The organism is Streptomyces sp. DH41 (assembly GCF_029813785.1).
In the GTDB taxonomy this organism is placed as follows: domain Bacteria; phylum Actinomycetota; class Actinomycetes; order Streptomycetales; family Streptomycetaceae; genus Streptomyces.
Window position 1 is genome coordinate 221,647 of the sequence record NZ_JARVKY010000003.1, and the last position, 21,384, is coordinate 243,030.

The following is a 21,384-nucleotide window of genomic DNA, read 5'->3' on the forward strand; positions in this document are numbered from 1 at the left end:
GTCGGGGCAAACGCCGGCCTGGGGGCCCGGCGAACGCGAGTACACCCTGGGGTCAGGGACCTCGGCCGCTCAGCGCGCGAGCACTCCGTCCAGGAAGCGTGTGACGTCGGCGAACACCTCCGCCCGGTTGGTCTCGTTGAAGATCTCGTGCCGGGCGCCCGGGTAGATCCGCTCGGTCAGGTCGCCGCCGCTGAGCCGGTCGACGCCGGGACGGCTGCCGGACAGCGGTACCAGCCGGTCGTCGTCGCCGTGCGCCCACAGCAGGGGGAGCCGGCCGACGTCGCCTTCCTCGGCCACGGTGTCCAGGGTCCGTACGAACGCCTGGGCCGTCGGCCGCTTCATCGGACCGTGCCACACCAGCGGGTCCGCCGCGTACGCCGCACCGACCGCCGGGTCCCGGGAGAGCGAGGACGGGCTGATCGGGGTGTCGGGGATCTCCTGGAGGGCGAGCAGTGTGCGCGGCAGCTCCCAGTCGCCGATGACCGGCCCGGACAGCACCAGCGCGGTCAGTTCGCCGGGGTGGCGCTGGGCGTAGCGGGAGGCGATCAGGCCGCCCATGGAGTGCCCGATCATGACGACGGGCAGGCCCGGGTGGGCGGTCCGGGCCAGCTCGGCCACGGTGTGCACGTCGGTGACCACGTCCTCGAAGTCCTCGATCAGCACCCGTTCGCCGTCCGACCGCCCGTGCCCGGCGTGGTCGACGCCGTAGACGGCCGCGCCGTGCTCCACCAGGACGCCGGCCACCTCTTCGTAACGGCCTATGTGCTCGCCGTAGCCGTGTACCAGCAGTGCGACGTACGCGGGCCGCCCGGCGGGCTTCTCGGCGGGCCACTCGCGGGCGGTGAGCCGTCCCCGGGTTCCGGCCAGGACGTGTTCGCGGGCCTCGGTCATGTCTCCTCCAGCTGCGTCGGCGAAGGTCACCGGAGGATCTTCCCAGGGAGCCGCCCGGAGGTCTATAGTCCAAAACTAGCAGTGCTAATTAAGCGTTCGCTCGCCGTCCGGCGACCGAGTGACGGTCAGGAGTCCCCTCGTGCGTCCCGTCCACTTCGCGGCCGCCCGCCGCACCCCGATCGGCAAGCTGCGCGGCGCCCTGTCCACCGTGCGGCCCGACGACCTCGCCGCCGCCGTGATCCGGGGCCTGATCGCCGACGTGCCCGCGCTCGACCCCGCCCGCGTCGACGACGTGTACTGGGGCGCCGCCAACCAGGCCGGCGAGGACAACCGCAACGTCGCCCGCATGGCCGCCCTGCTCGCCGGCCTGCCCGAGTCCGTACCCGGCGCCACGGTGAACCGGCTGTGCGCCTCCGGCCTGGAGGCCGTCACCACCGCCGCCCGCACCATCGCCGCCGGCGAGGCCGACATCGTGCTCGCGGGCGGCTCGGAGTCGATGAGCCGCGCCCCCTTCGTGCTGCCCCGCCCCGACGAGGCCCTGCCGCACCGCATCGAGACCGCCGACACCCGGCTCGGCTGGCGCCTGGTCAACCCGGCGATGAAGGACCTGCACGGCCTGCTCGCCATGGGCGAGACGGCGGAGGAAGTCGCCGAGCGGTACGGCGTACCGCGCGAACGCCAGGACGAGTTCGCCCTGCGCAGCCACCGCCTCGCCGCCGAGGCCCGCAGAAGCGGCCACTTCGACGACGAGCTGCTCCCCGTCGAACGCCCCGACGGTGTGGTCGTCGACACCGACGAGTGTGTCCGCGAGGACACCTCGGTCGAGAAGCTGGGCCGTCTCAAGCCGGTCTTCCGCCCCGGCGGCACGGTCACCGCGGGCAACGCCTCCCCGATGAACGACGGCGCCGCCGGACTCCTCCTGGTCAGCGAGGAGGCCCTGAACGACCTGGGCCTGGAGTCCCTCGGCCGCTACGTCGCCGGCGGCTCGGCCGGCGTCCACCCGGACGTGATGGGCATCGGCCCGGTCCCCGCCACCCGCAAGGTCCTCGCCCGCGCCGGATGGAGCGTCGACGACCTCGCGGAGGCCGAGTTCAACGAGGCGTTCGCCGCCCAGGCCCTCGCCTGTGTGGACCAGCTGGGCATCGACCCCGACCTGGTCAACCCCAGCGGCGGCGCCATCGCGCTGGGCCACCCGCTCGGCTGCTCCGGCGCCCGCATCCTCACCACCCTGCTCCACCGCATGCGCCGCACGGGCGCGGCCCGCGGGCTCGCCACGATGTGCGTCGGTGTGGGGCAGGGCAGCGCGGTGCTCGTCGAACGGCACTGACCGCACGCCACCCCACCCCTTTGCCAAGCCGCAGCAAGGAAACGGAGCAACACCCATGGCAACCCTCTCCGTCGCCGCCATCCTCGCCGAGAACGCCCGGCGCCGCCCGGACAAGGAGGCACTGGTCGAGGGCGACCTGCGGCTGACCTTCGCCGAGGTGTGGCAGCGGGCCAGGGCCCAGGCCGGCGCCCTCACCGGCCTGGGCGTCCGGCCGGGGGACCGGGTCGCGCTGATGGCGCCGAACACCGCCGACTTCCCCATGGCCTACTACGCGATCGCCGCGACCGGTGGCGTCGTCGTACCGGTCCACCTGCTGCTGTCACCGGCGGAGGTCGAGCACGTCCTGCGCGACAGCGGCGCCACCCTGCTGCTGTGCCACCCGGCCCAGGCGGAGACCGGGGCGGCCGCCGCGCGGGAGACGGGCGTACGGGTCATCACCCTCGGCGACGAGCTCGACAAGCTGGCCGCCGACGCCGAGCCGCTGCCCTCGTACGTCACCCGCGACGCGGACGATCCGGCCGTCGTCTTCTACACCAGCGGCACCACCGGCGTGCCGAAGGGCGCCGTGCTCAGCCACTTCAACCTGGTGATGAACGCGACCGTCAACGCCTTCGACGCCAACGACATCCGTCCCGACGACGTCGCGCTCGGCGCCCTGCCGCTGTTCCACGCCTTCGGCCAGACCGTCTCCCTGAACTCCACCTGGCGCGCCGGCGCGACCCTCGTCCTGCTGCCGCGCTTCGACGCGGCGAGCGCGATCGAGCTGATGGTGAAGGAGAAGGTCAACACCTTCCACGGGGTGCCCACCATGTTCGTCGCCCTCGCCGCCGCGGCGGCCGGCGCCGGCGCCCTGCCCGGCCTGCGGGTGTGCGTCTCCGGTGGGGCCTCGCTGCCCGTCGCCGTGCTGGAGCGCTTCGAGGAGGCCTTCGGCGCGACGGTCTACGAGGGATACGGGCTCTCCGAGACCTCCCCGGCGGCGGCCGTGAACCAGCCGGTGTTCGGCGCGAAGCCCGGCACGATCGGCCACCCCCTGTGGGGCGTGGACGTGGAGATCGCCCGCGCGGAGGTCGAGGACGGCATCGAACTGCTGCCGCCCGGGGAGCTGGGCGAGGTCGTCGTGCGCGGCCACAACGTCTTCTCCGGCTACCTCGGCCGCCCCGAGGCCACCGCCGAGGCGCTCGTCGACGGCTGGTTCCGCACCGGGGACCTCGGCACCAAGGACGACGAGGGGTTCCTCAGCATCGTCGACCGGAAGAAGGACATCATCATCCGCGGCGGCTACAACGTCTATCCGCGGGAGGTCGAGGAGGTGCTGATGCGCCACCCCGGCATCGCGCAGGTCGCCGTGATCGGCCTCCCGGACGAACTGCACGGCGAGGAGGTGTGCGCCGTCGTCGTCCCCGCTCCGGACTCGACGCCGGGCGCCGCCGAGGTCACCGAGTGGTCCAAGCAGCACCTGGGCAAGTACAAGTACCCGCGCCGCGTGGAGTTCGCGGACGCGCTGCCGCTGGGCCCGAGCATGAAGGTGCTGAAGCGGGAGCTGCGGGTACGGTACGCGGCGGGCTGAGGCGGGCTGAGGCGGGCTGAGGCGGGCTGAGGCGGGCTGAGGCGGGCTGAGGCGGGCCGGGCTAAGGGGCCACTTGGCGAGACGGTGCTTACGGCGCCGGTCGGCTGCGCATAGCATCGGTGGCCGCAATGGACACCATGACGCTCTGGCACCTCACCGGCTGGGAATTCGCCGCGCTCGCCTTCGCCGCCTTCCTCGTCGGCTTCTCCAAGACCGCCGTGAGCGGGGCCAACACGGTCAGCCTCGCGATCTTCGCGGCGGTCCTGCCCGCCCGCGCCTCCACCGGCATCCTGCTGCCGGTACTGATCGCCGGTGACATCCTGGCCGTCCTCACCTACCGGCGCCACGCGCACTGGCCCACGCTGTGGCGGCTGTTCCCGGCGGTGGGGGTCGGCGTGGTCGCGGGCACGGTCTTCCTGGTGTGGGCGAACGACGCGGTCGTACGGACCTCGATCGGCGCGATCCTGCTGCTCATGGCCGGGGTGACGGTGTGGCGCCGACGGCAGGCCGACGCGGTGACCGGACGGCGGGAGGGGCGGCCGGCCGAGCGGCGGAACGGGCAGCCGGACGGGATCACCTCGCGGCGCGGCCGCGTGAAGGCCCGCTCGTACGGGGTCCTCGGCGGCTTCACCACGATGGTCGCCAACGCGGGCGGCCCGGTGATGTCGATGTACCTGCTCTCCGCGGGCTTCAAGAAGCTCGGCTTCCTGGGCACGTCGGCCTTCTTCTTCCTGATCGTCAACGTCTCCAAGCTGCCCTTCAGCGCGGGCCTGGGCCTGATCGACGGCCGCTCGCTGCTCCTTGACGCCGCACTCGTGGTCTTCGTCGTGCCCGGTGCGTTCATCGGCAAATGGGCTGTTGACCGGATCAACCAACGCCTGTTCGAGCGGTTGGTGATCGCGGCGACGGTGATCGGGGGCCTCCAGCTCCTCCTGCCCTGACGGTGCGTAGCCTCGACGGCATGTCCCGCCCGACCCGGTTCCCTCCGTCCCCGTCCCGTCCGTCTCCGTCCCGTCCGTCCCCGCACGTGCTGATCCTCGGCGGTACCACCGAGGCCCGCCTGCTGGCCGCCGACCTGGCGGCGCGTCCCGGCGTCCGGGTCACCACCTCCCTCGCGGGACGCGTCACCCGGCCGGGCTCCCTCGCCGGGGAGGTGCGGACCGGTGGCTTCGGTGGACCGGAAGGGCTGGCCGCCTGGCTGCGCGAGCGGCACGTGGACGCCCTCGTCGACGCGACCCACCCCTTCGCCGAGACGATCACGGCGAACGCGGTCGACGCCGCTGCGGCCACCGGCACCCCCGCGGTGATCCTGCGCCGCCCCGGCTGGCAGGCCGGCCCCGGCGACCACTGGCATCCGGCCGGCTCCCTCAGCGAGGCGGCCGACCGGCTCCCGGGCCTCGGCCGCCGCGTGTTCCTGACCACCGGCCGCCTGGGTCTGGCGGCCTTCGCGCACCTGTCCGGCCACCACTTCGTCGCCCGCTCGGTGGAGCCTCCCGAGCCGCCTCTCCCGCCGGACACCCGTGTCCTGCTGGCCCGAGGCCCGTTCACGGTGGCCGACGAGACGGCCCTCCTGCGCGACCACAGCATCGACGTACTGGTGACCAAGGACAGCGGGGGAGCGGCCACCGCGGCCAAACTCACCGCGGCCCGGGAGCTCGCCCTGCCGGTGGTGGTCGTCCGCCGGCCCCCGCCGCCGCGGGGCGCGGACGTGGTGTCCGGCGTGCCGGCGGTGCTGGAGCGGCTGGGCCGACTGGAGCGGCTCGGCCTCAGCGGGCCGTGACCGGCTGCCGCACGCGGTCCGGCAGGCCGCTGCTCAGGTCCTCGACCAGCAGGCGTTTGGCGATCGAGTCGACCGCGGCGCGCAAGTCCGTGTCCGAGGGGCGGCCGATGTCCCGCTCCACCCGGTCCTCCAGCCATGCGGCCCAGGCCCGGCCGATGACCAGCGCCTCGCGGGCGCCCGCCTCCGTGTGGGAGAGCAGGGAGCCGTCGCGCGTCAGGAAACCCTCCTCGACCATGCGGTCGAAGACCGGCAGCAGCACCTCCGGCGGCACCCTGCGGCGGGCGGCGATCAGGCCGAGGCCGGCGTGCCCGACCAATCGCGTGAACAGCTCGACCTGCATGACGGCCCAGGCACCGGCGACATCGAGCCGGGTGTCGCTGTCCACGATGATCCGGCGCGCGGTGTCCAGCTCCGTACTACCGATGATCTTGCCAACGGTGGCCTCCAGCGCCCGTCTGCTGTCGGCGTCCTTCGGTGAGGCGAAGCCCTCGCCCATGTCGGTGGAGCCCGCGCGGGCGCTGTCGCGCAGTTGGACCTGCTTGAGGAACAGGGCGACGAGGAAGCCGAGCACGGCGACCGGCACCGTCCACAGGAACACGGTCTGGATGGTGTCCGCGTACGCGCCGACGATCGGCGCCGACGCGTCCGGTGGCAGCCGGTGCACGCCCTCCGGACTGGTCGCCGCCCCGCTGATCACGGCCGGATCGGCGGTGCCGGTTCCCGCGGCGGCCGAGACGCCGTCCCGCAGGTTGGGGCCGAGCGCGTTGGCGTAGATGGTGCCGAAGACGGCGGTGCCGAAGGAGCTGCCCAGCGTGCGGAAGAAGGTGACACCGGAGGTCGCGGTACCGAGGTCGGCGTAGTCGACGGTGTTCTGCACGGCGATGATCAGCACCTGCATGGACAGGCCGATGCCCGAGCCCAGCACGAACATGTACAGCGACTCCAGCCAGGCGCCCGTGGAGGCGTCCATGAGCGACATCAGGTACAGGCCGACGCCCATGACCAGGGTGCCCGCGATCGGGAACAGCCGGTACCGCCCCGTCCTGCTGACCACGCTTCCGCTGAAGACCGAGGCGATCAGCAGCCCGGCCACCATCGGCAGCGTACGGACGCCCGAGACGGTGGCCGAGTCGCCGTCGACGTACTGCAGATAGGTCGGCAGATACGTCAGCGCGCCGAGCATCGCGAAACCGACGATGAAGCTGAGGACCGAGCAGACCGTGAACACCGGGTTGGAGAACAGCCGCATGGGCAGCATCGGTTCGGCCGCCCGGGTCTCCGCCCAGCAGAACAGCCCGAGCGCGATCAGCCCGCCCGCGAACAGGCCGATGATCACGGCCGAGCCCCACGCGTACTGGTTGCCGCCCCAGCTCGTCGCCAGGATCAGCGCGCTCGCGCCGACCGCGACCAGCGTGATGCCCAGGTAGTCGATGACGGGCCGGGCGGCCGACTTCACCACCGGGATGGTGCGGGCGGCGGCGATGACGACGACGATCGCGATGGGCACGTTGACGTAAAAGGCCCAGCGCCAGGACAGGTGGTCGGTGAACAGCCCGCCCAGCAGCGGCCCGACGACCGTCGCCACCCCGAACACCGCGCCGATGGCGCCCTGGTACTTGCCGCGCTCCCGCAGCGGGATGACGTCCGCGATCAGCGCCATCGACGTGACCATCAGACCGCCCGCGCCGATGCCCTGCATCGCCCGCCAGATGATCAGCAGCGGCATGGTCGTGGCCAGCCCGCACAGGAACGAGCCCGTGATGAAGATGATCGCCGAGACCTGGAAGACCACCTTGCGGCCGAACATGTCGCCGAACTTGCCGACCAGCACCGTCGCGACGGTCTCCGCGAGCAGGTACGAGGTCACCACCCACGACATGTGCTCGCCGCCACCCAGGTCCGACACGATCGTGGGCAGCGCGGTGCCGACGATCGTCTGGTCCAGGGCCGCCAGCAGCATGCCGAGCATGATCGTGACGAAGACGACGTTGCGCCGGCGCCTGTCCAGCACGGGGGGCTGGTCGGCGGCGTTCCGTGGCGTTTCCTCGGCGACTGTCACACGGTCACGATCACACCGGTGCACCGGCCACGCATGCGGGGCGGTCCGCCCGGGTGGGCAGCCGGACAGGCCCTAGCCGTCGCCGGGGTTGCGCCGCAGCAGATACGTGTCCATGATCCAGCCCTTGCGCTCGCGCGCCTCGGCGCGCAGCCGCTCGATGCGGGGCGCGGCCTCGGCGATCGGGCCGGAGGCGAGGATCTCGTCCGGGGTGCCTATGTAGGCGCCCCAGTAGATGTCGATGTCCTGGTCCGCGTACTGCCGGAAGACCTGGTGGGCGTCGAGCATCACCACGACGTCGTCCACGCCCTGGGGGAAGCCCTCCGCGAGCCGCCGCCCGGTGGTGATCTGCACCGGCCGCGCCACCCGGTTCAGCCCGGTCCGGTGCCGGGCGACCAGGGAGGAGACGCTGCTGATGCCGGGCACGACGTCGTACGCGAACGCCACCGCGCCGCGCTCCAGGATCTCCTCCAGGATGCCCAGCGTGCTGTCGTACAGGGCGGGGTCGCCCCACACCAGGAAGGCACCGCTCTCGTCCTCGCCCAGCTCCTCGGCGATCATCCGCTCGTAGATGCCGGCACGGGCACTGCGCCAGTCCCCGACGGCGGGGGAGTACGCCGTGCGGCCCGCGCTCCGGTCCCGCTCGGGGTCGCGCGCCTCGACGATCCGGTACGTCCCCTCCGGTATGTGCGCCTCCAGCATGTCCCGGCGCAGCCGCACCAGGTCGGCCTTCACCTCGCCCTTGTCCAGGACGAAGAACACGTCCGTGCTCCGCAGCGCCCGCACCGCCTGCAGGGTGAGCTGGTCGGGGTCGCCCGCGCCGATACCGATCACATGAATCTTCCGCACGCCACGAGTCTGCCGTACGCCACTGACAACGCACCGGCCGGGCTCTCCCCAGCCCGCGGCCGCCGGGTCTCAGCCCCGTGACCGGGCGCGTCTCAGCCTCGCGGCCGGTCGCCCCTCAGCCCCGCAGCCGGGGCGCCCGCACGGCCGCGTCCACGGGCGCGCCGCCCTCCACGTCCTGCGCCAGCTCCCGGGCCCATCCGGCGACCCCGCTCAGATCCATCCCGTACGGCCGCCCCCGCCCGGACGCCGGAGCCGTCCATTCCGCCACCGCCCCGGCCCCGCGCCGCAGCAGCCTCGCCCCGCCGGTGGCGTTGCCGCGGGCGGCATGCGTGAGCCCCACGGCCAGTTGGGCCAGCCCCCGCCACAGCTCCCGCTCCTCCTCGGGACCCGACTTCCAGGCGTCCTCGAACACCTCGTGCGCGTGGAAGGGCTGCCCCGCGTCCAGCAGCCGTTGCGCCTCGGCGACCGTCTCCTCGGGGGCCCGTACGACGCCCTCGGGCTGGCGGGGGACGCCGGCCGCGCCGTACGGCAGCGGGCGGCCGAGCCCGTCCCGCGGCCGGGCGTTACGGGCCCGCCCCTCGTCGTCGCGGTCCCGCGCGTCCACGGGCCGGTTCGAGGCGGTGCTGTCCTTGGGGCTGTCGGCAGGGCTGTCCATGGTCCGATTGTCCCTCGCCCGTACCTGCTTGGGCGCGGTCCGAGGGGTGGGGTAAAGTACTTCTCGCGTGATCGCGCGGTTCGCCGCGTGCGAGCACAACGGGACGTGGCGCAGCTTGGTAGCGCACTTGACTGGGGGTCAAGGGGTCGCAGGTTCAAATCCTGTCGTCCCGACTTGCTGAGTAGCAGGTCAGAGGCTGTATCGAAAGGTCGATACAGCCTCTTTTCCATTTCTGGGGTCGGTTCGAGGTCTGCAATACCTTGCGGAAATCTTCGCAAGTCATTGCAGGCGTCGAGGGCAGCTGCTTGACTCGGCACCTCCGAGCGAGAGGAACGAGCCGACCCCCATGACCACCGAGACCGACGTCCTCGTCCTGGGCGGCGCGGGCGTGGACACCATCGTCCACGTCCCCGAACTGCCGCTCCCCTACGCCGACAGCTACATGATCCAGCCCGGCATCGTGACCCGCGCCGGCCAGAGCGGGGACTTCGTCGCGCTCGGCGTGAGCGCCCTGGGGCTGCGCACCCACCACATCGACGTCCTCGGCACCGACCCGGAGGGCGACCTCGTGCGCGCCCTGTACCGGGACCGGGGCATCCCGTTCACCGAGGTGCACTCCGCGGCGGGCACCAAACGCGCGGTCAACCTGGTCGGTCCGGACGGGCGGCGCCTGTCCCTGTACGACGACACCCGCAGCCAGGAGAGCGACCGGCTGCCCGAGGACACCGTGCGCGCCCTCGCCGCCGCGAGCCGGCACGCCCACGTGGTGATCACCCACCCGTGCGCCCACGCCCTGCCGGTGCTGCGCGATTCGGGGGTCACCGTCTCGACGGACCTGCACGACTGGGACGGCGCCAACCCGTACCACGAGCCGTTCGCGCTCGCCGCGGACCTGGTCTTCCTGTCCACCACCGCCCTGGCCGACCCGGAGCACACCATGCGGGACATCGCCGCGCGCGGCCGGGCCCGGATCGTCGTGGCCACCGCCGGAGCCGAGGGCGCGTACCTGCTCGTCGACGGCCACCTCAGTCACGTACCCGCTGTGACTCCTCCCGCTCCCGTAGTGGACTCCAACGGTGCGGGCGACGCGTTCGCCGCCGGCTTCCTGCTCGGCTGGCTGGAGGGCGCGGACCCGCTGCGCTGCGCGCGGTACGGGACCATCGCCGGCGCCCATGCCTGCACGGTGCCGTCGACGCGCGCCGACGCCCTCGGGCGCGACGAACTCCTCGCCCGCACGGCCGAGCTGGACGCGGCCGAAGCGGACGCCGCGGAGCCGGACGCCGTGGAGCCGGACGTCCCGGAGGCGGACGCCGTCGAGCCGGACGTCGCGGAAGAGGGCGCCGTAGTGCGCGGATGAGCCGCATCGGGGAGCCCGGGGTCACCGCCGCCGGGCAACCCTCAGTCGGCGTCGCGCGCCCCCGGGGCGACGGCCGCCCGGGCGAAGGCCCCCTCGACTTCGCCCGGAGCCGGACGGAGTGATAGAAGCGGGCATGACCAACTTGCCCCACCCCGCGCCCCCGAGGGGCCCTCGCCCGGGCGCTTCCCGATGACCGCCGGCATCGACACCCCGGACCGCCGGGGCCGCACCGGACTCGACCGGACGGGCCGGGACCTGACCGGTAACCCCCGGGTCAAGGTCCGGGACGTACGGCTCCTCTCCAGCCACTGGTACGTCGAACGCACCACGACCTTCGACATCCAGCGCGCCGACGGCACCTGGAGCACCCAGGAGCGCGAGACCCACGACCGCGGCAACGGCGCCACCGTGCTGCTCTACGACGCGGAGCGCGAAACCGTACTGCTCACCCGACAGTTCCGCCTCCCCGTCTACGTCAACGGCCACCCCGACGGCATGCTGGTCGAGACGCCCGGCGGGCTGCTCGACGACGAGGACGAGCACCCCGAGGTCGCCGTGCGGCGCGAGGTCGTCGAGGAGACCGGGCACACCGTCGGCGAGGTCCAGCACGTCTTCGACGTGTACATGAGCCCCGGCTCGGTCACCGAACGCGTCAGCTTCTACGCCGCCGCCTACGGCCCCGCCACCCGCACCCACGAGGGCGGCGGCCTGGACGAGGAGGGCGAGGACATCGAGACCCTCGAACTGCCCTTCCGTCGCGCGCTGGAGATGGTCCGCACCGGCGGGATCGCGGACGCGAAGACCATCATGCTGCTCCAGTGGGCGGCGTTGGAGGGCCCCTTCGCCCGCCCCCGCGGGGAAGACGTCCGGGGGAGCACCCGAGGCGCTTGACTTGAAGCGCACTTCAAACTGAAGACTCCCTTCGTGGCCCGGACGACCGGGCACGAAGGGGAGGAACATCATGAAGTACCGCACCATCGGCACCGATCCGGCCCACCGCCGCGAGGTGAGCGTGCTCGCGCTCGGCGCGATGCTGTTCGGTTCGCTCACCGACGAGAAGACCTCCTTCGCCGTCCTCGACCGCTACGTGGAGGCCGGCGGGAACTTCATCGACACGTCCGACAACTACGCCTTCTGGACGGACGGCGGCCAGGGCGGCCAGAGTGAGGAACTCCTTGGCCGCTGGCGGCGCAGCCGCGGCATCGGCAGCGAGATCGTCATCGCCACCAAGCTCGGCGCACGCCCGCTGGCCCCGGGCACCAGCTACACCGACAACCCCGAGGGGCTGTCGGCCAAGGTGATCCGCGAGGCCGCCGAGCGCAGCCGGGACCGGCTCGGCGTCGACAGGCTCGACCTGCTGTACGCGCACATCGACGACCACACCGTGCCGCAGCGCGAGACCGTCGAAGGCTTCGGGGAGTTGGTCACCGAGGGCACGGTCGGACTGCTGGGCGTCAGCAACCAGGCGATGTGGCGGGTCGAACGGGCCCGCGCGCTGGCCGCCGCGGCCGGGCTGCCCGGCTACGAGGTGCTCCAGTACCAGCACAGCCACCTGCGGCCCCGGTTCGACGTACCCAGCGAATTCTCCCCGGACGGCAGCCTCGGGCACGCCGGCCCGGAACTGCTCGGCTACCTGCGGGCGGAGCCCGCCCTGACCCTGGTCGCCTACTCACCCCTCCTCGCCGGCGCCTACGTCCGTGAGGACAAGCCGCTGCCCCCGGACTACGACCACCCGGGCACCCCGGCCCGGCTCGCCGTGCTCCGCGACGTCGCCCGGGAGACCGGCGCGACCGTGGGCCAGGTCGTCCTCGCCTGGCAGATCGGCGGCGAGCTCCCGATCGTCCCGCTGGCCGGCGCTTCGTCGGTGGCGCAGCTGGAGGAGAACCTGGCCGCCGTGGACCTGGACCTCACGCCGGAGCAGCGGGCCCGGCTGGACGGGGTCCACTGACGGCGTCACGACCTGACCAGCAGCTGGAAGTCGAACGCGTACCGGGACGCGCGGTACAGGTGCGTCCCGTACTCGACCGGCCGCCCGGTGTCGTCGTACGCCGTGCGCCGCATGGTCAGCAGTGCGGCGCCCTCCTCCTCGTCCAGGCGGCCCGCCTCCTCGCGGGTGGCCGTGCGGGCGCCCACGGTCTGGCGGGCGCTGTGCAGGGTGATGCCGGACGCGCGCATCACGCGGTACAGGCCGGTCGACTCCAGCCGGGCGTCGTCGAGGTCCAGCAGGGCCGCCGGCAGGTAGTTGCACAGCAGCGCGACCGGCTGGCCGTGGGTGAGCCGCAGCCGCTCCAGGACGGTGACCTCGCCCCCCTCCACGACGCCGAGGGCCTCCGCCACGTCGGCGGGGGCGGGGACGCCCTCGTTGCGCACCACCCGCGTGCTGGGTCCCTGTCCGGCCGCCTCCAGGTCGTCGTAGAGGCTGCTCAGCTCCAGGGGGCGCCTGACCTGGCTGTGCACGACCTGCGTGCCGACTCCGCGCCGCCGGACCAGCAGCCCCTTGTCGACCAGGGACTGGATGGCCTGGCGGACGGTCGGGCGGGACAGGCCGAGGCGGACGGAGAGGTCCACCTCGTTGCCCAGCAGGTTTCCCGGGGCGAGGACACCTCCTTCTATCGCCGCCTCCAACTGCCGGGCGAGCTGGTAGTACAGCGGCACCGGACTGCCCCGGTCCAGGGCGAAGTCCAGGGTGCTGAGCGCGGGGACCGTCACCGCACGTGCCGGGTCGCCGGTTCTCGCCATGGACGTACCTCCCTCGCGTAGGTGACGGCACCTCAGAGATGGCGGCGGCGATCGGCGACCGCCCGCTCGTACTCCGCGCGGGCGTGGGTGGCGGGCTCGCGGTCGGACACCTCGGCCACCGGCACGTCCCACCAGGCCTCGGCGGGGGGAGCGGTCGGCGTCGGGTCGGTCTCCACGTAGACGCACGTCGGACGGTCCGACGAGCGGGCCGCCCGCAGGGCTTCGCGCAGCTCGCGCACCGTCTTGGCGCGCAGTACGTCCATGCCGAGGCTGGCCGCGTTGGCGGCGAGGTCGAGGGGGAGCGGGGCACCCGTGAAGGTGCCGTCGGCGGCCCGGTGGCGGTACGCCGTGCCGAAGCGCTCGGCGCCCACCGACTCGGACAGGCCGCCGATGGAGGCGTAGCCGTGGTTCTGCACCAGGACCAGTTTGACCGGCAGGTTCTCCTGGACGGCGGTGACGATCTCCGTCGGGTTCATCAGGTAGGTGCCGTCGCCGACCAGGGCCCACACCGGGGTGCCGGGCGCGGCCTGCTGGACGCCGAGCGCGGCCGGGATCTCGTAGCCCATGCAGGAGTAGCCGTACTCCAGGTGGTACTGGCGCGGGGAGCGGGCGCGCCACAGCTTGTGCAGGTCGCCGGGGAGCGAGCCGGCCGCGTTGATCACCACGTCCTCGTCGCCGACGACCGCGTCCAGCGCGCCCAGCACCTGCGTCTGGGTCGGCACGGCACCGTCGTCGTCGGCGCGGAACGCCGCCCGCACCGTCTCGTCCCACCGGGCCTTGCCGGCGCCGTACTCGGTCTCGTACGACGTGTCCACCCGATGACCGGAAAGCGCCTCCGCCAGTGCCGTGAGACCCGCCCGCGCGTCGCAGACCAGGGTGCGGGCGGCGAGCTTGTGGGCGTCGAAGGCGGTGATGTTGAGGTTGAGGAAGCGGACCTCCGGGCGCTGGAAGAGGGTTCCGGAGGCGGTGGTGAAGTCCGTGTAGCGGGTGCCGACCCCGATCACCAGGTCGGCGGTGCGGGCGAGGTCGTCGCTGACGGCTGTGCCGGTGTGGCCGATGCCGCCCAGGTCGGCCGGGTGGTCGTGGCGCAGGGCGCCCTTGCCGGCCTGGGTGGAGGCGACGGGGATGCCGGTGGCGTCCACCAGCGCCTTCAGCGCGTCCTCGGCCTCGCTGTGGTGGACGCCGCCGCCCGCGACGATCAGGGGGCGATCGGCGGCGCGGATCGCCCGCACCGCCTCGGCGAGCTCCTCCGGGTCGGGGGCCGGACGGCGCACCCGCCAGACGCGGTCGGCGAAGAATTCCCGCGGCCAGTCGTACGCCTCCGCCTGCACGTCCTGGGGGAGCGCGAGGGTGACCGCGCCGGTCTCGGCCGGGTCGGTCAGCACGCGCATCGCCTGGAGCGCGGAGGCGACGAGGGCCTCGGGGCGGGTGACGCGGTCGAAGTACCGGGACACGGGGCGCAGGGTGTCGTTGACGGAGACGTCGGCCTCGACCGGGTGTTCCAGCTGCTGGAGCAGGGGGTCGGCGGCGTGCGAGGCGAAGTAGTCGCCGGGCAGGAGAAGGACCGGCAGGCGGTTGACGGTGGCGAGTGCGGCGCCGGTGACCAGATTGGTGGCGCCGGGGCCGATGGACGTCGTCACCGCCTGCGCGGACAGGCGGTTCAGCTGGCGGGCGTGACCCACGGCCGCGTGCACCATGGCCTGTTCGCTGCGGCCCTGGTGGTACGGCATGACGGGGGGAGCGGGGGATGCCCCTCCACTGGGCACGGTGGCGTACTCGACGAGTGCCTGGCCGAGGCCGGCCACGTTGCCGTGGCCGAAGATGCCCCAGGTGCCGGCGATCAGCCGGCGCCGTACGCCGTCGCGTTCGGTGTACTGGGCGGCCAGGAAGCGCACCAGGGCCTGGGCGGTGGTCAGTCGGCGGGTGACGGCGCTCATGCGGACCTCTCCGGTGCGGTGTAGAGGGGGAGCCGGGGGTCGACGGGCCGGTCCGGCCAGGTGTCGCGGATCCAGGCGTGGTCGGGGTGGTCGCGGATCAGCCAGGCGCGTTCGGTTCCCGGGCCGGCCATGACGTTGAGGTAGTACATGTGGTGGCCGGGGACGGCCATCGACGGTCCGTGCCAGCCGTCGGGGATCAACACGACGTCCCCGTCGCGCACCTCGGCCAGTACGTCCGTGCCCCGCCCCTGCCCGGAGGGGGAGACCCGCTGGTAGCCGAGGCCGGGGACGCCTTCGTGGCCGGCGAACTCGAAGTAGTAGATCTCCTCCAGCACCGACTCCTTTCCGGGGCGGTGCTCGTCGTGTTTGTGCGGCGGGAAGGAGGACCAGTTCCCACCCGGGGTGATCACCTCGACCGCGATGAGCTTGTCGCACTCGAAGCCCTGTCCATCACCGCCTCCGGCGGGGGCCGCCGCCCCGAAGTTGTTGACCTGCCGTGAGCAGTTCCCGGTGCCCCGCAGCTCCACCGGCACCGAGGACGCCGGGCCGTAGCGGGCGGGCAGGCGGCGGGTGCAGCGGGCGCCGGTGAGGGCGAACCGGCCGCCGCCGGCCGAGGTCACCGTCGTACGGGAGTCGCGCGGTACGTACGCGAAGTCGCTGACGCCGCTGAACACGCTGTCGCGGCCGTCGAGTTCGAAGGTGTTCTGACCGAAGTCGTCCGCGGTGGCGACGGTGCAGCCGCCGCTGAGCGGGAGGACGATCCACTCGCTGTCGCCGCTGTCGAAGGTGTGGCCGCCGCCGGGGGGCAGGTGGAGCACACGCAGGCTGGAGTGGCCCCAGCCGGCCTTCTCGGGTGTCACGTCGACGGCCAGGGCGCCGTTCGCGGCCTTGCCCGCCGGAAGGTGATACGTCATCTCCTCGTCCCTCTCCTCGTCCCTGTCCTGGTGAGTCTCTTCGTGGGCCTCCTCGTGGGTCACAGCAGTCCGACCGCCGTGTCCACCGCCTGTTCCACGCTGCCCTCGGCCGGGTAGAGCAGCGAGCGGCCGACGACCATGCCCTGCACGGTGGGCAGCCTGAGCGCCTTGCGCCAGCGCTCGTACGCGGCGGCCTGGTCCGCCGGTGAGCCGCCTATGTCACCGCCGAGCAGGACGGCCGGCAGCGTGGAGGTCTCCAGGACCTCGCCCATGTCGTCCGGGTCGTGCGTGACGGGCAGTTTCAGCCAGGTGTAGGCGGAGGTGCCGCCCAGGCCCGAGGCGATGGCGACGGAGCGGGTGACGGCCTCGGCGGACAGATCGTTGCGGACCCGGCCCGCGATCCGGCGGGATATGAACGGCTCGACGAACAGCGGCAGTTCGTGTGCGGCCATGGCGTCGACCGCACGGGCGCTCGCCTCCAGCGTGGCCAGCGAACCGGGGTCGTCGTAGTCGATGCGCAGCAGCAGCTTGCCCGCGTCGAAGCGCAGGCGGGCGATGTCCTCGGCGCGGTGGCCGGTGAAGCGGTCGTCCATCTCGAAGGAGGCGCCCGCGAGGCCGCCGCGGTTCATCGAGCCCATGACGACCTTGTTCTCCAGCACTCCGAGCAGCAGCAGGTCCTCCAGCACGTCGGCGGTGGCGAGTACTCCGTCGACGCCGGGCCGGGACAGCGCGGTGCACAGGCGTTCCAGCAGGTCGGCCCGGTTGGCCATGGCGAGCCCGCGGTCGCCGACGCCGAGGGCGCCGCGCGCCGGATGGTCGGCGGCCACGATCATCAGGCGGCCGGAGCCGCCGACCAGCGGGCGGCGTACCCGGCGGGCCGCCGCCTCGGCGATGGCCTCCGGGTGCCGGGCTCTGACCGTGGTGAGGTCGGGGATGCTGAGGGACAAGGCGTTGCTCCGTTCAGGGAGTGGCTCGCGCGAGGAGGTCGTCGACCTCGGCCTCGGTGGGCATCGCGGAGGAGCAGGCGAGACGGGAGGCGACGAGGGCGCCGGCGGCGTTGGCGTACCGCATGGTCCGCTCCAGGTCCCAGCCGGAGAGCAGACCGTGGCAGAGCGAGCCGCCGAACGCGTCGCCCGCGCCGAGGCCGTTGACCACCTCGACCGCCACCGGCGGAACCTCGGCGCTCCGGCCGTCGCGGTGCACGGCGAGGACGCCCTTCGGGCCCTGCTTGACGACGGCCAGTTCGACACCGGCCGCCAGCAGTGCCTCGGCGCAGGCACGCGGCTCGCGTACGCCCGTGGCGATCTCACACTCGTCGAGGTTGCCGACCGCGACGGTCGCGTGCCGGAGCGCCTCGGCGTAGTAGGGGCGGGCCTGGTCGGGGTCGGTCCAGAACATCGGGCGCCAGTCCAGGTCGAAGACCGTGGTGCCGGCCTTGGCGCGGTGTGCCAGAGCGGCCAGGGTCGCCGTACGGCTCGGCTCCTCACTCAGTCCGGTGCCGGTGATCCAGAAGACGGTGGCCGCGCGGATCGCGTCGAGGTCCAGCTCCTCCAGGTGGATCTCCAGGTCGGGGGCCTTGGGACGGCGGTAGAAGTACAGCGGGAAGTCGTCCGGCGGGAAGATCTCGCAGAACGTCACGGGGGTCGGGTAGGCGGCGACCGGGGTGACCCAGCGGTCGTCGACGCCGAACTCTTTCAAAGCCCGGTGCAGATAGCCGCCGAACGGGTCGTCGCCCGTGCGGGTGACGACGGCCGTGGCACGGCCGAGACGGGCGGCGGCCACCGCCACGTTGGCGGCCGAACCGCCGAGGAACTTGCCGAAGGTCTCAACCTCCGCCAGGGGTACGCCCGTCTGCAAGGGATAGAGATCGACTCCGATGCGGCCCATCGTGATCAGATCGAAACGCGGGACTGACTCGGCCATGTGCGACGCTCCTCGGGCTGGGCGGGGGGCCTGCCGCCTCCCAGGTGTATGACTCCGAGGCGACCGTGTCAATACTTTGTACTTACATTCGGACCTGTGAGTGAAATGATGTCTTGACAAAGTATTGACAGCGGGCGTCTCAAGGACTTGTATCCGGACCCAGCGCAGCAACAGCCGTTCTTCTCCGGTCTGGCACACGGCTTCCCGTCGCACAGTCGCACAGTGAGGTGCAGGAAAAGATGGACCGCTCTTCGCACGCCCGCTCCCGCGGATTCGCCCCCGCCGTGGCTTTGGCCGCCGCCGCCGCGGCCCTGACCCTCGCCGGCTGCTCGAGCAGCTCGGGCGGGAAGGAGGCCGACGAGAAGGGTGACTCGGGCGCCTCCGCGGGCAAGGCGAACACCCCTCGCATGACCGTCGCCCTGGTCACCCACCAGGCGGCCGGCGACACCTTCTGGGACATCGTCCGCAAGGGAGCGGAGGCCGCCGCCGCCAAGGACAACATCAAGCTCGTCTACTCCGCCGACCCGAACGCGGGCAACCAGGCCAACCTGGTGCAGAACGCGATCGACCAGAAGGTCGACGGCATCGCCGTCACCCTCGCCAAGCCGGACGCCCTCAGAAGCGTCCTCGGCAAGGCCGAGAAGGCCGGCATACCCGTGGTCGGGCTCAACTCCGGCCTCGCGGACTGGAAGAAGCTCGGCCTGATGGAGTTCTTCGGCCAGGACGAGACCGTGGCCGGCGAGGCGCTCGGCAAGCGGCTGAACGAGGACGGCGCCAAGAACGCCGTCTGTGTGATCCACGAACAGGGCAACGTCGGCCTCACCCAGCGCTGCGACGGCGTGAAGAAGACCTTCGAGGGCTCGATCGAGAACCTCTACGTCAACGGCACCGACATGCCCTCGGTGAAGTCGACCATCACCGCCAAGCTCAAGCAGGACGGCGACATCGACCATCTCGTCACCCTCGGCGCCCCGTTCGCCATGACGGCCGTGCAGTCGGTGGCCGAGGGCGGCAGCAAGGCCAAGGTCGCCACCTTCGACCTCAACAAGGAACTGACCGGCGCCATCGAGAAGGGCGACATCGAGTTCGCCGTCGACCAGCAGCCCTACCTCCAGGGCTACCTCGCGGTCGACGGCCTGTGGCTCTACGAGAACAACGGCAACTACAGCGGCGGCGGTGAGCAGCCGGTGCTGACCGGCCCGGCCTTCGTCGACAAGTCCAACGTGAAGGCCGTCGCCGAGTTCGCCTCGAAGGGCACCCGGTGATGAGCACGATCCGACAGGCCGAGCCGGCGGTGACCACACCGCCGGCCCCCGGCCCGGGGCGGACCGACGGACGGACCCGGCAGCGCTCCATGGCGCTGCGGCTGCTCGCCCGGCCCGAGGTCGGAGTCTTCCTCGGCGCCGTCGCCGTGTTCGTCTTCTTCCTGATCGCAGCCCCCACGGTCCGCGACGGCGGCTCCATGGCGACGGTCCTGTACCAGTCGTCCACCATCGGCATCATGGCGCTGCCGGTGGCCCTGCTGATGATCGGCGGCGAGTTCGACCTGTCGGCCGGTGTCGCCGTGGTCACCTCCGCGCTCACCGCCGCCATGGTCAGCTACCAGCTGACCATGAACGTCTGGATGGGAGTGGTCGTCGCCCTCGTCGTCTCCCTCGCCGTCGGCGCGTTCAACGGCTGGGTGCTGATGAAGACCGGCCTGCCGAGCTTCCTCGTGACGCTCGGCACCTTCCTGATCCTCCAGGGCGTCAACCTCGCCGTCACCAAACTCGTCACCGGCAACGTCGCCACCGACGACATCAGTGACATGGACGGCTTCGAGCAGGCCAAGGCGCTCTTCGCCTCGTCCTTCGACGTCGGCGGCGTCCAGGTGAAGATCACCGTGGTGTGGTGGCTCGTCTTCGCCGCCCTGGCCACCTGGGTGCTGCTGCGCACCAAGTACGGCAACTGGGTCTTCGCGGTCGGCGGCAGCCGGGAGTCCGCCCGCGCGGTCGGCGTCCCCGTCACCTTCACCAAGATCACGCTGTTCATGCTGGTCGGCTTCGGGGCCTGGTTCGTCGGCATGCACCAGCTCTTCTCCTTCAACACCGTGCAGTCCGGCGAGGGCGTAGGACAGGAGCTGATCTACATCGCCGCGGCGGTGATCGGCGGCTGTCTGCTCACCGGCGGCTACGGCTCCGCCATCGGCCCGGTCTTCGGCGCCTTCATGTTCGGCATGGTGAACCAGGGCATCGTCTTCGCCGGCTGGAACCCCGACTGGTTCAAGGCCTTCCTCGGCGTGATGCTCCTCGGCGCCGTCCTCATCAATCTGTGGGTCCGCCGCGCGGCGACCCGGAGGTGATCGGAAATGACCAGCAAGACCCCCGGCGCCCCCGCCACCCACGGGGCCGTCCTCGCGGACACCGCGCCCCGGACCGACCGGCCGATCGTCGAACTGCGCGGCGCGGGCAAGGCCTACGGCAACATCCGCGCCCTGCACGGCGTCGACCTCGCCGTCCAGCCCGGCAAGGTGACCTGCGTGCTCGGCGACAACGGCGCCGGCAAGTCCACCCTCATCAAGATCATCTCCGGGCTGCACCAGCACACCGAGGGCGACTTCCTCGTCGACGGCGAGGCCGTGCGTTTCACCACCCCGCGCGATGCCCTCGCCCGGGGCATCGCCACCGTCTACCAGGATCTCGCCACGATCCCGCTGATGCCGGTGTGGCGCAACTTCTTCCTCGGCTCCGAGATGACCAAGGGCCCCTGGCCCGTCCGCCGCCTCGACATCGCCCGCATGAAGCGGACCGCCGACGAGGAACTGCGCAACATGGGCATCGTCCTGGACGACCTCGAACAGCCCATCGGCACCCTTTCCGGCGGCCAGCGCCAGTGTGTCGCCATCGCCCGCGCCGTCTACTTCGGCGCCCGCGTCCTCATCCTCGACGAGCCCACCGCCGCCCTCGGCGTCAAACAGTCCGGCGTGGTCCTCAAGTACATCGCCGCGGCCCGCGAACGCGGCCTCGGCGTCATCTTCATCACCCACAACCCCCACCACGCCTACCTGGTCGGCGACCACTTCAGCGTGCTGCGCCTGGGTACCCTCGAACTCAGCGCCGCCCGTGCCGGCATCACCCTCGAGGAACTCACCAACCACATGGCGGGCGGCGCCGAACTCGCCGCCCTCAAGCACGAACTGGCGCAGGTCGGCGGGGTCGACGTGGAGGCGCTCCCGGAGCCGGAACCGCAGCCGGAGCCGGGACCGGAGGCCCCCGCGCCCGACACCGCCGAGCCCGACGCCGCGCTGCCCGACACCGCCACGCCGGACACGGCCGCGCCCGACATGGCCGCGCCGGACACCTCCGTGTCCGACACCGCTGCTTCCGGCACCGTCGAAGGGAAGGCCTGAC

At 72.3% G+C, this 21,384-nt stretch carries 19 protein-coding genes and 1 tRNA gene; 11 read left to right on the forward strand and 9 right to left on the reverse strand.

The genetic code is table 11. The features are described from left to right. Nucleotides 1-69: 69 nt before the first annotated feature. The gene (locus QC283_RS07580; RefSeq protein WP_279560596.1) at nucleotides 70-891 is read right to left on the reverse strand and encodes an alpha/beta hydrolase; all 822 of its coding nucleotides are present in this window, start codon (nucleotides 889-891) and stop codon (nucleotides 70-72) included. Between the two features lie 139 nt (nucleotides 892-1,030). Between QC283_RS07580 and QC283_RS07585 the strand changes: the two genes are divergently transcribed. The 4 genes from QC283_RS07585 (at nucleotide 1,031) to QC283_RS07600 (ending at nucleotide 5,565) form a co-directional block, all read left to right on the forward strand. Continuing rightward, nucleotides 1,031-2,218: a thiolase family protein gene (locus QC283_RS07585; protein WP_279560597.1), complete on the forward strand. Its 1,188-nt coding sequence runs from the start codon at nucleotides 1,031-1,033 to the stop codon at nucleotides 2,216-2,218. Nucleotides 2,219-2,273: 55 nt separating this feature from the next. Beyond that, on the forward strand, nucleotides 2,274-3,785 hold the full coding sequence (locus QC283_RS07590; protein ID WP_279560598.1) for a long-chain-fatty-acid--CoA ligase: 1,512 nt from the start codon (nucleotides 2,274-2,276) through the stop codon (nucleotides 3,783-3,785). Nucleotides 3,786-3,913: 128 nt separating this feature from the next. Next, nucleotides 3,914-4,726 carry a sulfite exporter TauE/SafE family protein gene (locus QC283_RS07595; protein WP_279560599.1) on the forward strand — a complete coding sequence of 271 codons (813 nt, stop codon included), beginning with the start codon at nucleotides 3,914-3,916 and terminating at the stop codon, nucleotides 4,724-4,726. Between the two features lie 20 nt (nucleotides 4,727-4,746). Beyond that, nucleotides 4,747-5,565, forward strand: coding sequence for a cobalt-precorrin-6A reductase (locus tag QC283_RS07600; RefSeq protein WP_279560600.1), 819 nt, complete (start codon nucleotides 4,747-4,749; stop codon nucleotides 5,563-5,565). On the opposite strand, the gene QC283_RS07605 is transcribed toward QC283_RS07600, so the two are convergent. The 3 genes from QC283_RS07605 to QC283_RS07615 all read right to left on the reverse strand — a co-directional run bounded on the left by QC283_RS07605 (nucleotide 5,552) and on the right by QC283_RS07615 (nucleotide 9,125). Then, nucleotides 5,552-7,624 carry an MDR family MFS transporter gene (locus tag QC283_RS07605; protein ID WP_279560601.1) on the reverse strand — a complete coding sequence of 691 codons (2,073 nt, stop codon included), beginning with the start codon at nucleotides 7,622-7,624 and terminating at the stop codon, nucleotides 5,552-5,554. The genes QC283_RS07600 and QC283_RS07605 overlap by 14 nt on opposite strands. Before the next feature lie 72 nt (nucleotides 7,625-7,696). After that, the gene (gene cobF / locus QC283_RS07610; protein WP_279560602.1) at nucleotides 7,697-8,470 is read right to left on the reverse strand and encodes a precorrin-6A synthase (deacetylating); all 774 of its coding nucleotides are present in this window, start codon (nucleotides 8,468-8,470) and stop codon (nucleotides 7,697-7,699) included. A gap of 115 nt (nucleotides 8,471-8,585) precedes the next feature. Beyond that, the gene (locus QC283_RS07615) at nucleotides 8,586-9,125 is read right to left on the reverse strand and encodes a DUF309 domain-containing protein (protein WP_279560603.1); all 540 of its coding nucleotides are present in this window, start codon (nucleotides 9,123-9,125) and stop codon (nucleotides 8,586-8,588) included. A 99-nt stretch (nucleotides 9,126-9,224) separates the two neighbouring features. Between QC283_RS07615 and QC283_RS07620 the strand changes: the two genes are divergently transcribed. From QC283_RS07620 to QC283_RS07635, 4 genes are all read left to right on the forward strand, one after another. Further along, a tRNA-Pro gene (locus QC283_RS07620) sits at nucleotides 9,225-9,298 on the forward strand. 173 nt (nucleotides 9,299-9,471) lie between these two features. Then, nucleotides 9,472-10,482, forward strand: a complete 1,011-nt coding sequence (locus QC283_RS07625; protein ID WP_279560604.1) for an adenosine kinase — start codon at nucleotides 9,472-9,474, stop codon at nucleotides 10,480-10,482. Between the two features lie 189 nt (nucleotides 10,483-10,671). Continuing rightward, nucleotides 10,672-11,373 carry an NUDIX domain-containing protein gene (locus QC283_RS07630; RefSeq protein WP_279560605.1) on the forward strand — a complete coding sequence of 234 codons (702 nt, stop codon included), beginning with the start codon at nucleotides 10,672-10,674 and terminating at the stop codon, nucleotides 11,371-11,373. Between the two features lie 70 nt (nucleotides 11,374-11,443). After that, nucleotides 11,444-12,430, forward strand: a complete 987-nt coding sequence (locus tag QC283_RS07635) for an aldo/keto reductase (protein ID WP_279560606.1) — start codon at nucleotides 11,444-11,446, stop codon at nucleotides 12,428-12,430. 5 nt (nucleotides 12,431-12,435) lie between these two features. Here QC283_RS07635 and QC283_RS07640 read toward each other — a convergent pair whose 3' ends face one another. The 5 genes from QC283_RS07640 to iolC are packed head-to-tail and all read right to left on the reverse strand — an operon-like array spanning nucleotide 12,436 to nucleotide 17,995. Further along, nucleotides 12,436-13,221 carry a GntR family transcriptional regulator gene (locus tag QC283_RS07640; protein ID WP_279560607.1) on the reverse strand — a complete coding sequence of 262 codons (786 nt, stop codon included), beginning with the start codon at nucleotides 13,219-13,221 and terminating at the stop codon, nucleotides 12,436-12,438. A gap of 32 nt (nucleotides 13,222-13,253) precedes the next feature. Further along, nucleotides 13,254-15,158, reverse strand: a complete 1,905-nt coding sequence (iolD, locus tag QC283_RS07645; protein WP_279560608.1) for a 3D-(3,5/4)-trihydroxycyclohexane-1,2-dione acylhydrolase (decyclizing) — start codon at nucleotides 15,156-15,158, stop codon at nucleotides 13,254-13,256. Then, nucleotides 15,155-16,072 carry a 5-deoxy-glucuronate isomerase gene (gene iolB, locus QC283_RS07650; RefSeq protein WP_279560609.1) on the reverse strand — a complete coding sequence of 306 codons (918 nt, stop codon included), beginning with the start codon at nucleotides 16,070-16,072 and terminating at the stop codon, nucleotides 15,155-15,157. The genes iolD and iolB overlap by 4 nt, the downstream gene beginning before the upstream one ends. A gap of 59 nt (nucleotides 16,073-16,131) precedes the next feature. After that, nucleotides 16,132-17,019: a Cgl0159 family (beta/alpha)8-fold protein gene (locus tag QC283_RS07655; RefSeq protein ID WP_279560610.1), complete on the reverse strand. Its 888-nt coding sequence runs from the start codon at nucleotides 17,017-17,019 to the stop codon at nucleotides 16,132-16,134. 13 nt (nucleotides 17,020-17,032) lie between these two features. Further along, nucleotides 17,033-17,995, reverse strand: coding sequence for a 5-dehydro-2-deoxygluconokinase (iolC, locus tag QC283_RS07660; protein ID WP_279560611.1), 963 nt, complete (start codon nucleotides 17,993-17,995; stop codon nucleotides 17,033-17,035). A gap of 239 nt (nucleotides 17,996-18,234) precedes the next feature. On the opposite strand from iolC, the gene QC283_RS07665 reads away from it, so the two are divergent. The 3 genes from QC283_RS07665 to QC283_RS07675 are packed head-to-tail and all read left to right on the forward strand — an operon-like array spanning nucleotide 18,235 to nucleotide 21,383. Beyond that, complete coding sequence (locus QC283_RS07665) at nucleotides 18,235-19,260, forward strand: sugar ABC transporter substrate-binding protein (protein ID WP_279560612.1); 1,026 nt, start codon at nucleotides 18,235-18,237, stop codon at nucleotides 19,258-19,260. Then, nucleotides 19,260-20,336 (forward strand): ABC transporter permease, encoded by a 1,077-nt coding sequence (locus tag QC283_RS07670; protein ID WP_279560613.1) that lies wholly within the window; start codon nucleotides 19,260-19,262, stop codon nucleotides 20,334-20,336. Before QC283_RS07665 ends, QC283_RS07670 begins: the two co-directional genes overlap by 1 nt. 6 nt (nucleotides 20,337-20,342) lie before the next feature. Next, a complete protein-coding gene (locus QC283_RS07675; RefSeq protein WP_279560614.1) occupies nucleotides 20,343-21,383 on the forward strand; it encodes an ATP-binding cassette domain-containing protein in 1,041 nt (346 codons plus the stop codon). Nucleotide 21,384 lies beyond the last annotated feature (1 nt).

Excerpts from the sequence above, each read along its gene's own strand:
- QC283_RS07615 (WP_279560603.1), bottom strand. The coding sequence starts at position 9,125 with ATGGACAGCCCTGCCGACAGCCCCAAGGACAGCACCGCCTCGAACCGG.
- iolC (WP_279560611.1), bottom strand. The coding sequence starts at position 17,995 with ATGGCCGAGTCAGTCCCGCGTTTCGATCTGATCACGATGGGCCGCATC.
- QC283_RS07625 (WP_279560604.1), top strand. The coding sequence starts at position 9,472 with ATGACCACCGAGACCGACGTCCTCGTCCTGGGCGGCGCGGGCGTGGAC.
- iolB (WP_279560609.1), bottom strand. The coding sequence starts at position 16,072 with ATGACGTATCACCTTCCGGCGGGCAAGGCCGCGAACGGCGCCCTGGCC.
- QC283_RS07675 (WP_279560614.1), top strand. The coding sequence starts at position 20,343 with ATGACCAGCAAGACCCCCGGCGCCCCCGCCACCCACGGGGCCGTCCTC.
- QC283_RS07640 (WP_279560607.1), bottom strand. The coding sequence starts at position 13,221 with ATGGCGAGAACCGGCGACCCGGCACGTGCGGTGACGGTCCCCGCGCTC.
- QC283_RS07635 (WP_279560606.1), top strand. The coding sequence starts at position 11,444 with ATGAAGTACCGCACCATCGGCACCGATCCGGCCCACCGCCGCGAGGTG.
- QC283_RS07630 (WP_279560605.1), top strand. The coding sequence starts at position 10,672 with ATGACCGCCGGCATCGACACCCCGGACCGCCGGGGCCGCACCGGACTC.
- QC283_RS07580 (WP_279560596.1), bottom strand. The coding sequence starts at position 891 with ATGACCGAGGCCCGCGAACACGTCCTGGCCGGAACCCGGGGACGGCTC.
- QC283_RS07600 (WP_279560600.1), top strand. The coding sequence starts at position 4,747 with ATGTCCCGCCCGACCCGGTTCCCTCCGTCCCCGTCCCGTCCGTCTCCG.
- QC283_RS07665 (WP_279560612.1), top strand. The coding sequence starts at position 18,235 with ATGGACCGCTCTTCGCACGCCCGCTCCCGCGGATTCGCCCCCGCCGTG.
- QC283_RS07670 (WP_279560613.1), top strand. The coding sequence starts at position 19,260 with ATGAGCACGATCCGACAGGCCGAGCCGGCGGTGACCACACCGCCGGCC.
- QC283_RS07595 (WP_279560599.1), top strand. The coding sequence starts at position 3,914 with ATGGACACCATGACGCTCTGGCACCTCACCGGCTGGGAATTCGCCGCG.
- QC283_RS07590 (WP_279560598.1), top strand. The coding sequence starts at position 2,274 with ATGGCAACCCTCTCCGTCGCCGCCATCCTCGCCGAGAACGCCCGGCGC.
- iolD (WP_279560608.1), bottom strand. The coding sequence starts at position 15,158 with ATGAGCGCCGTCACCCGCCGACTGACCACCGCCCAGGCCCTGGTGCGC.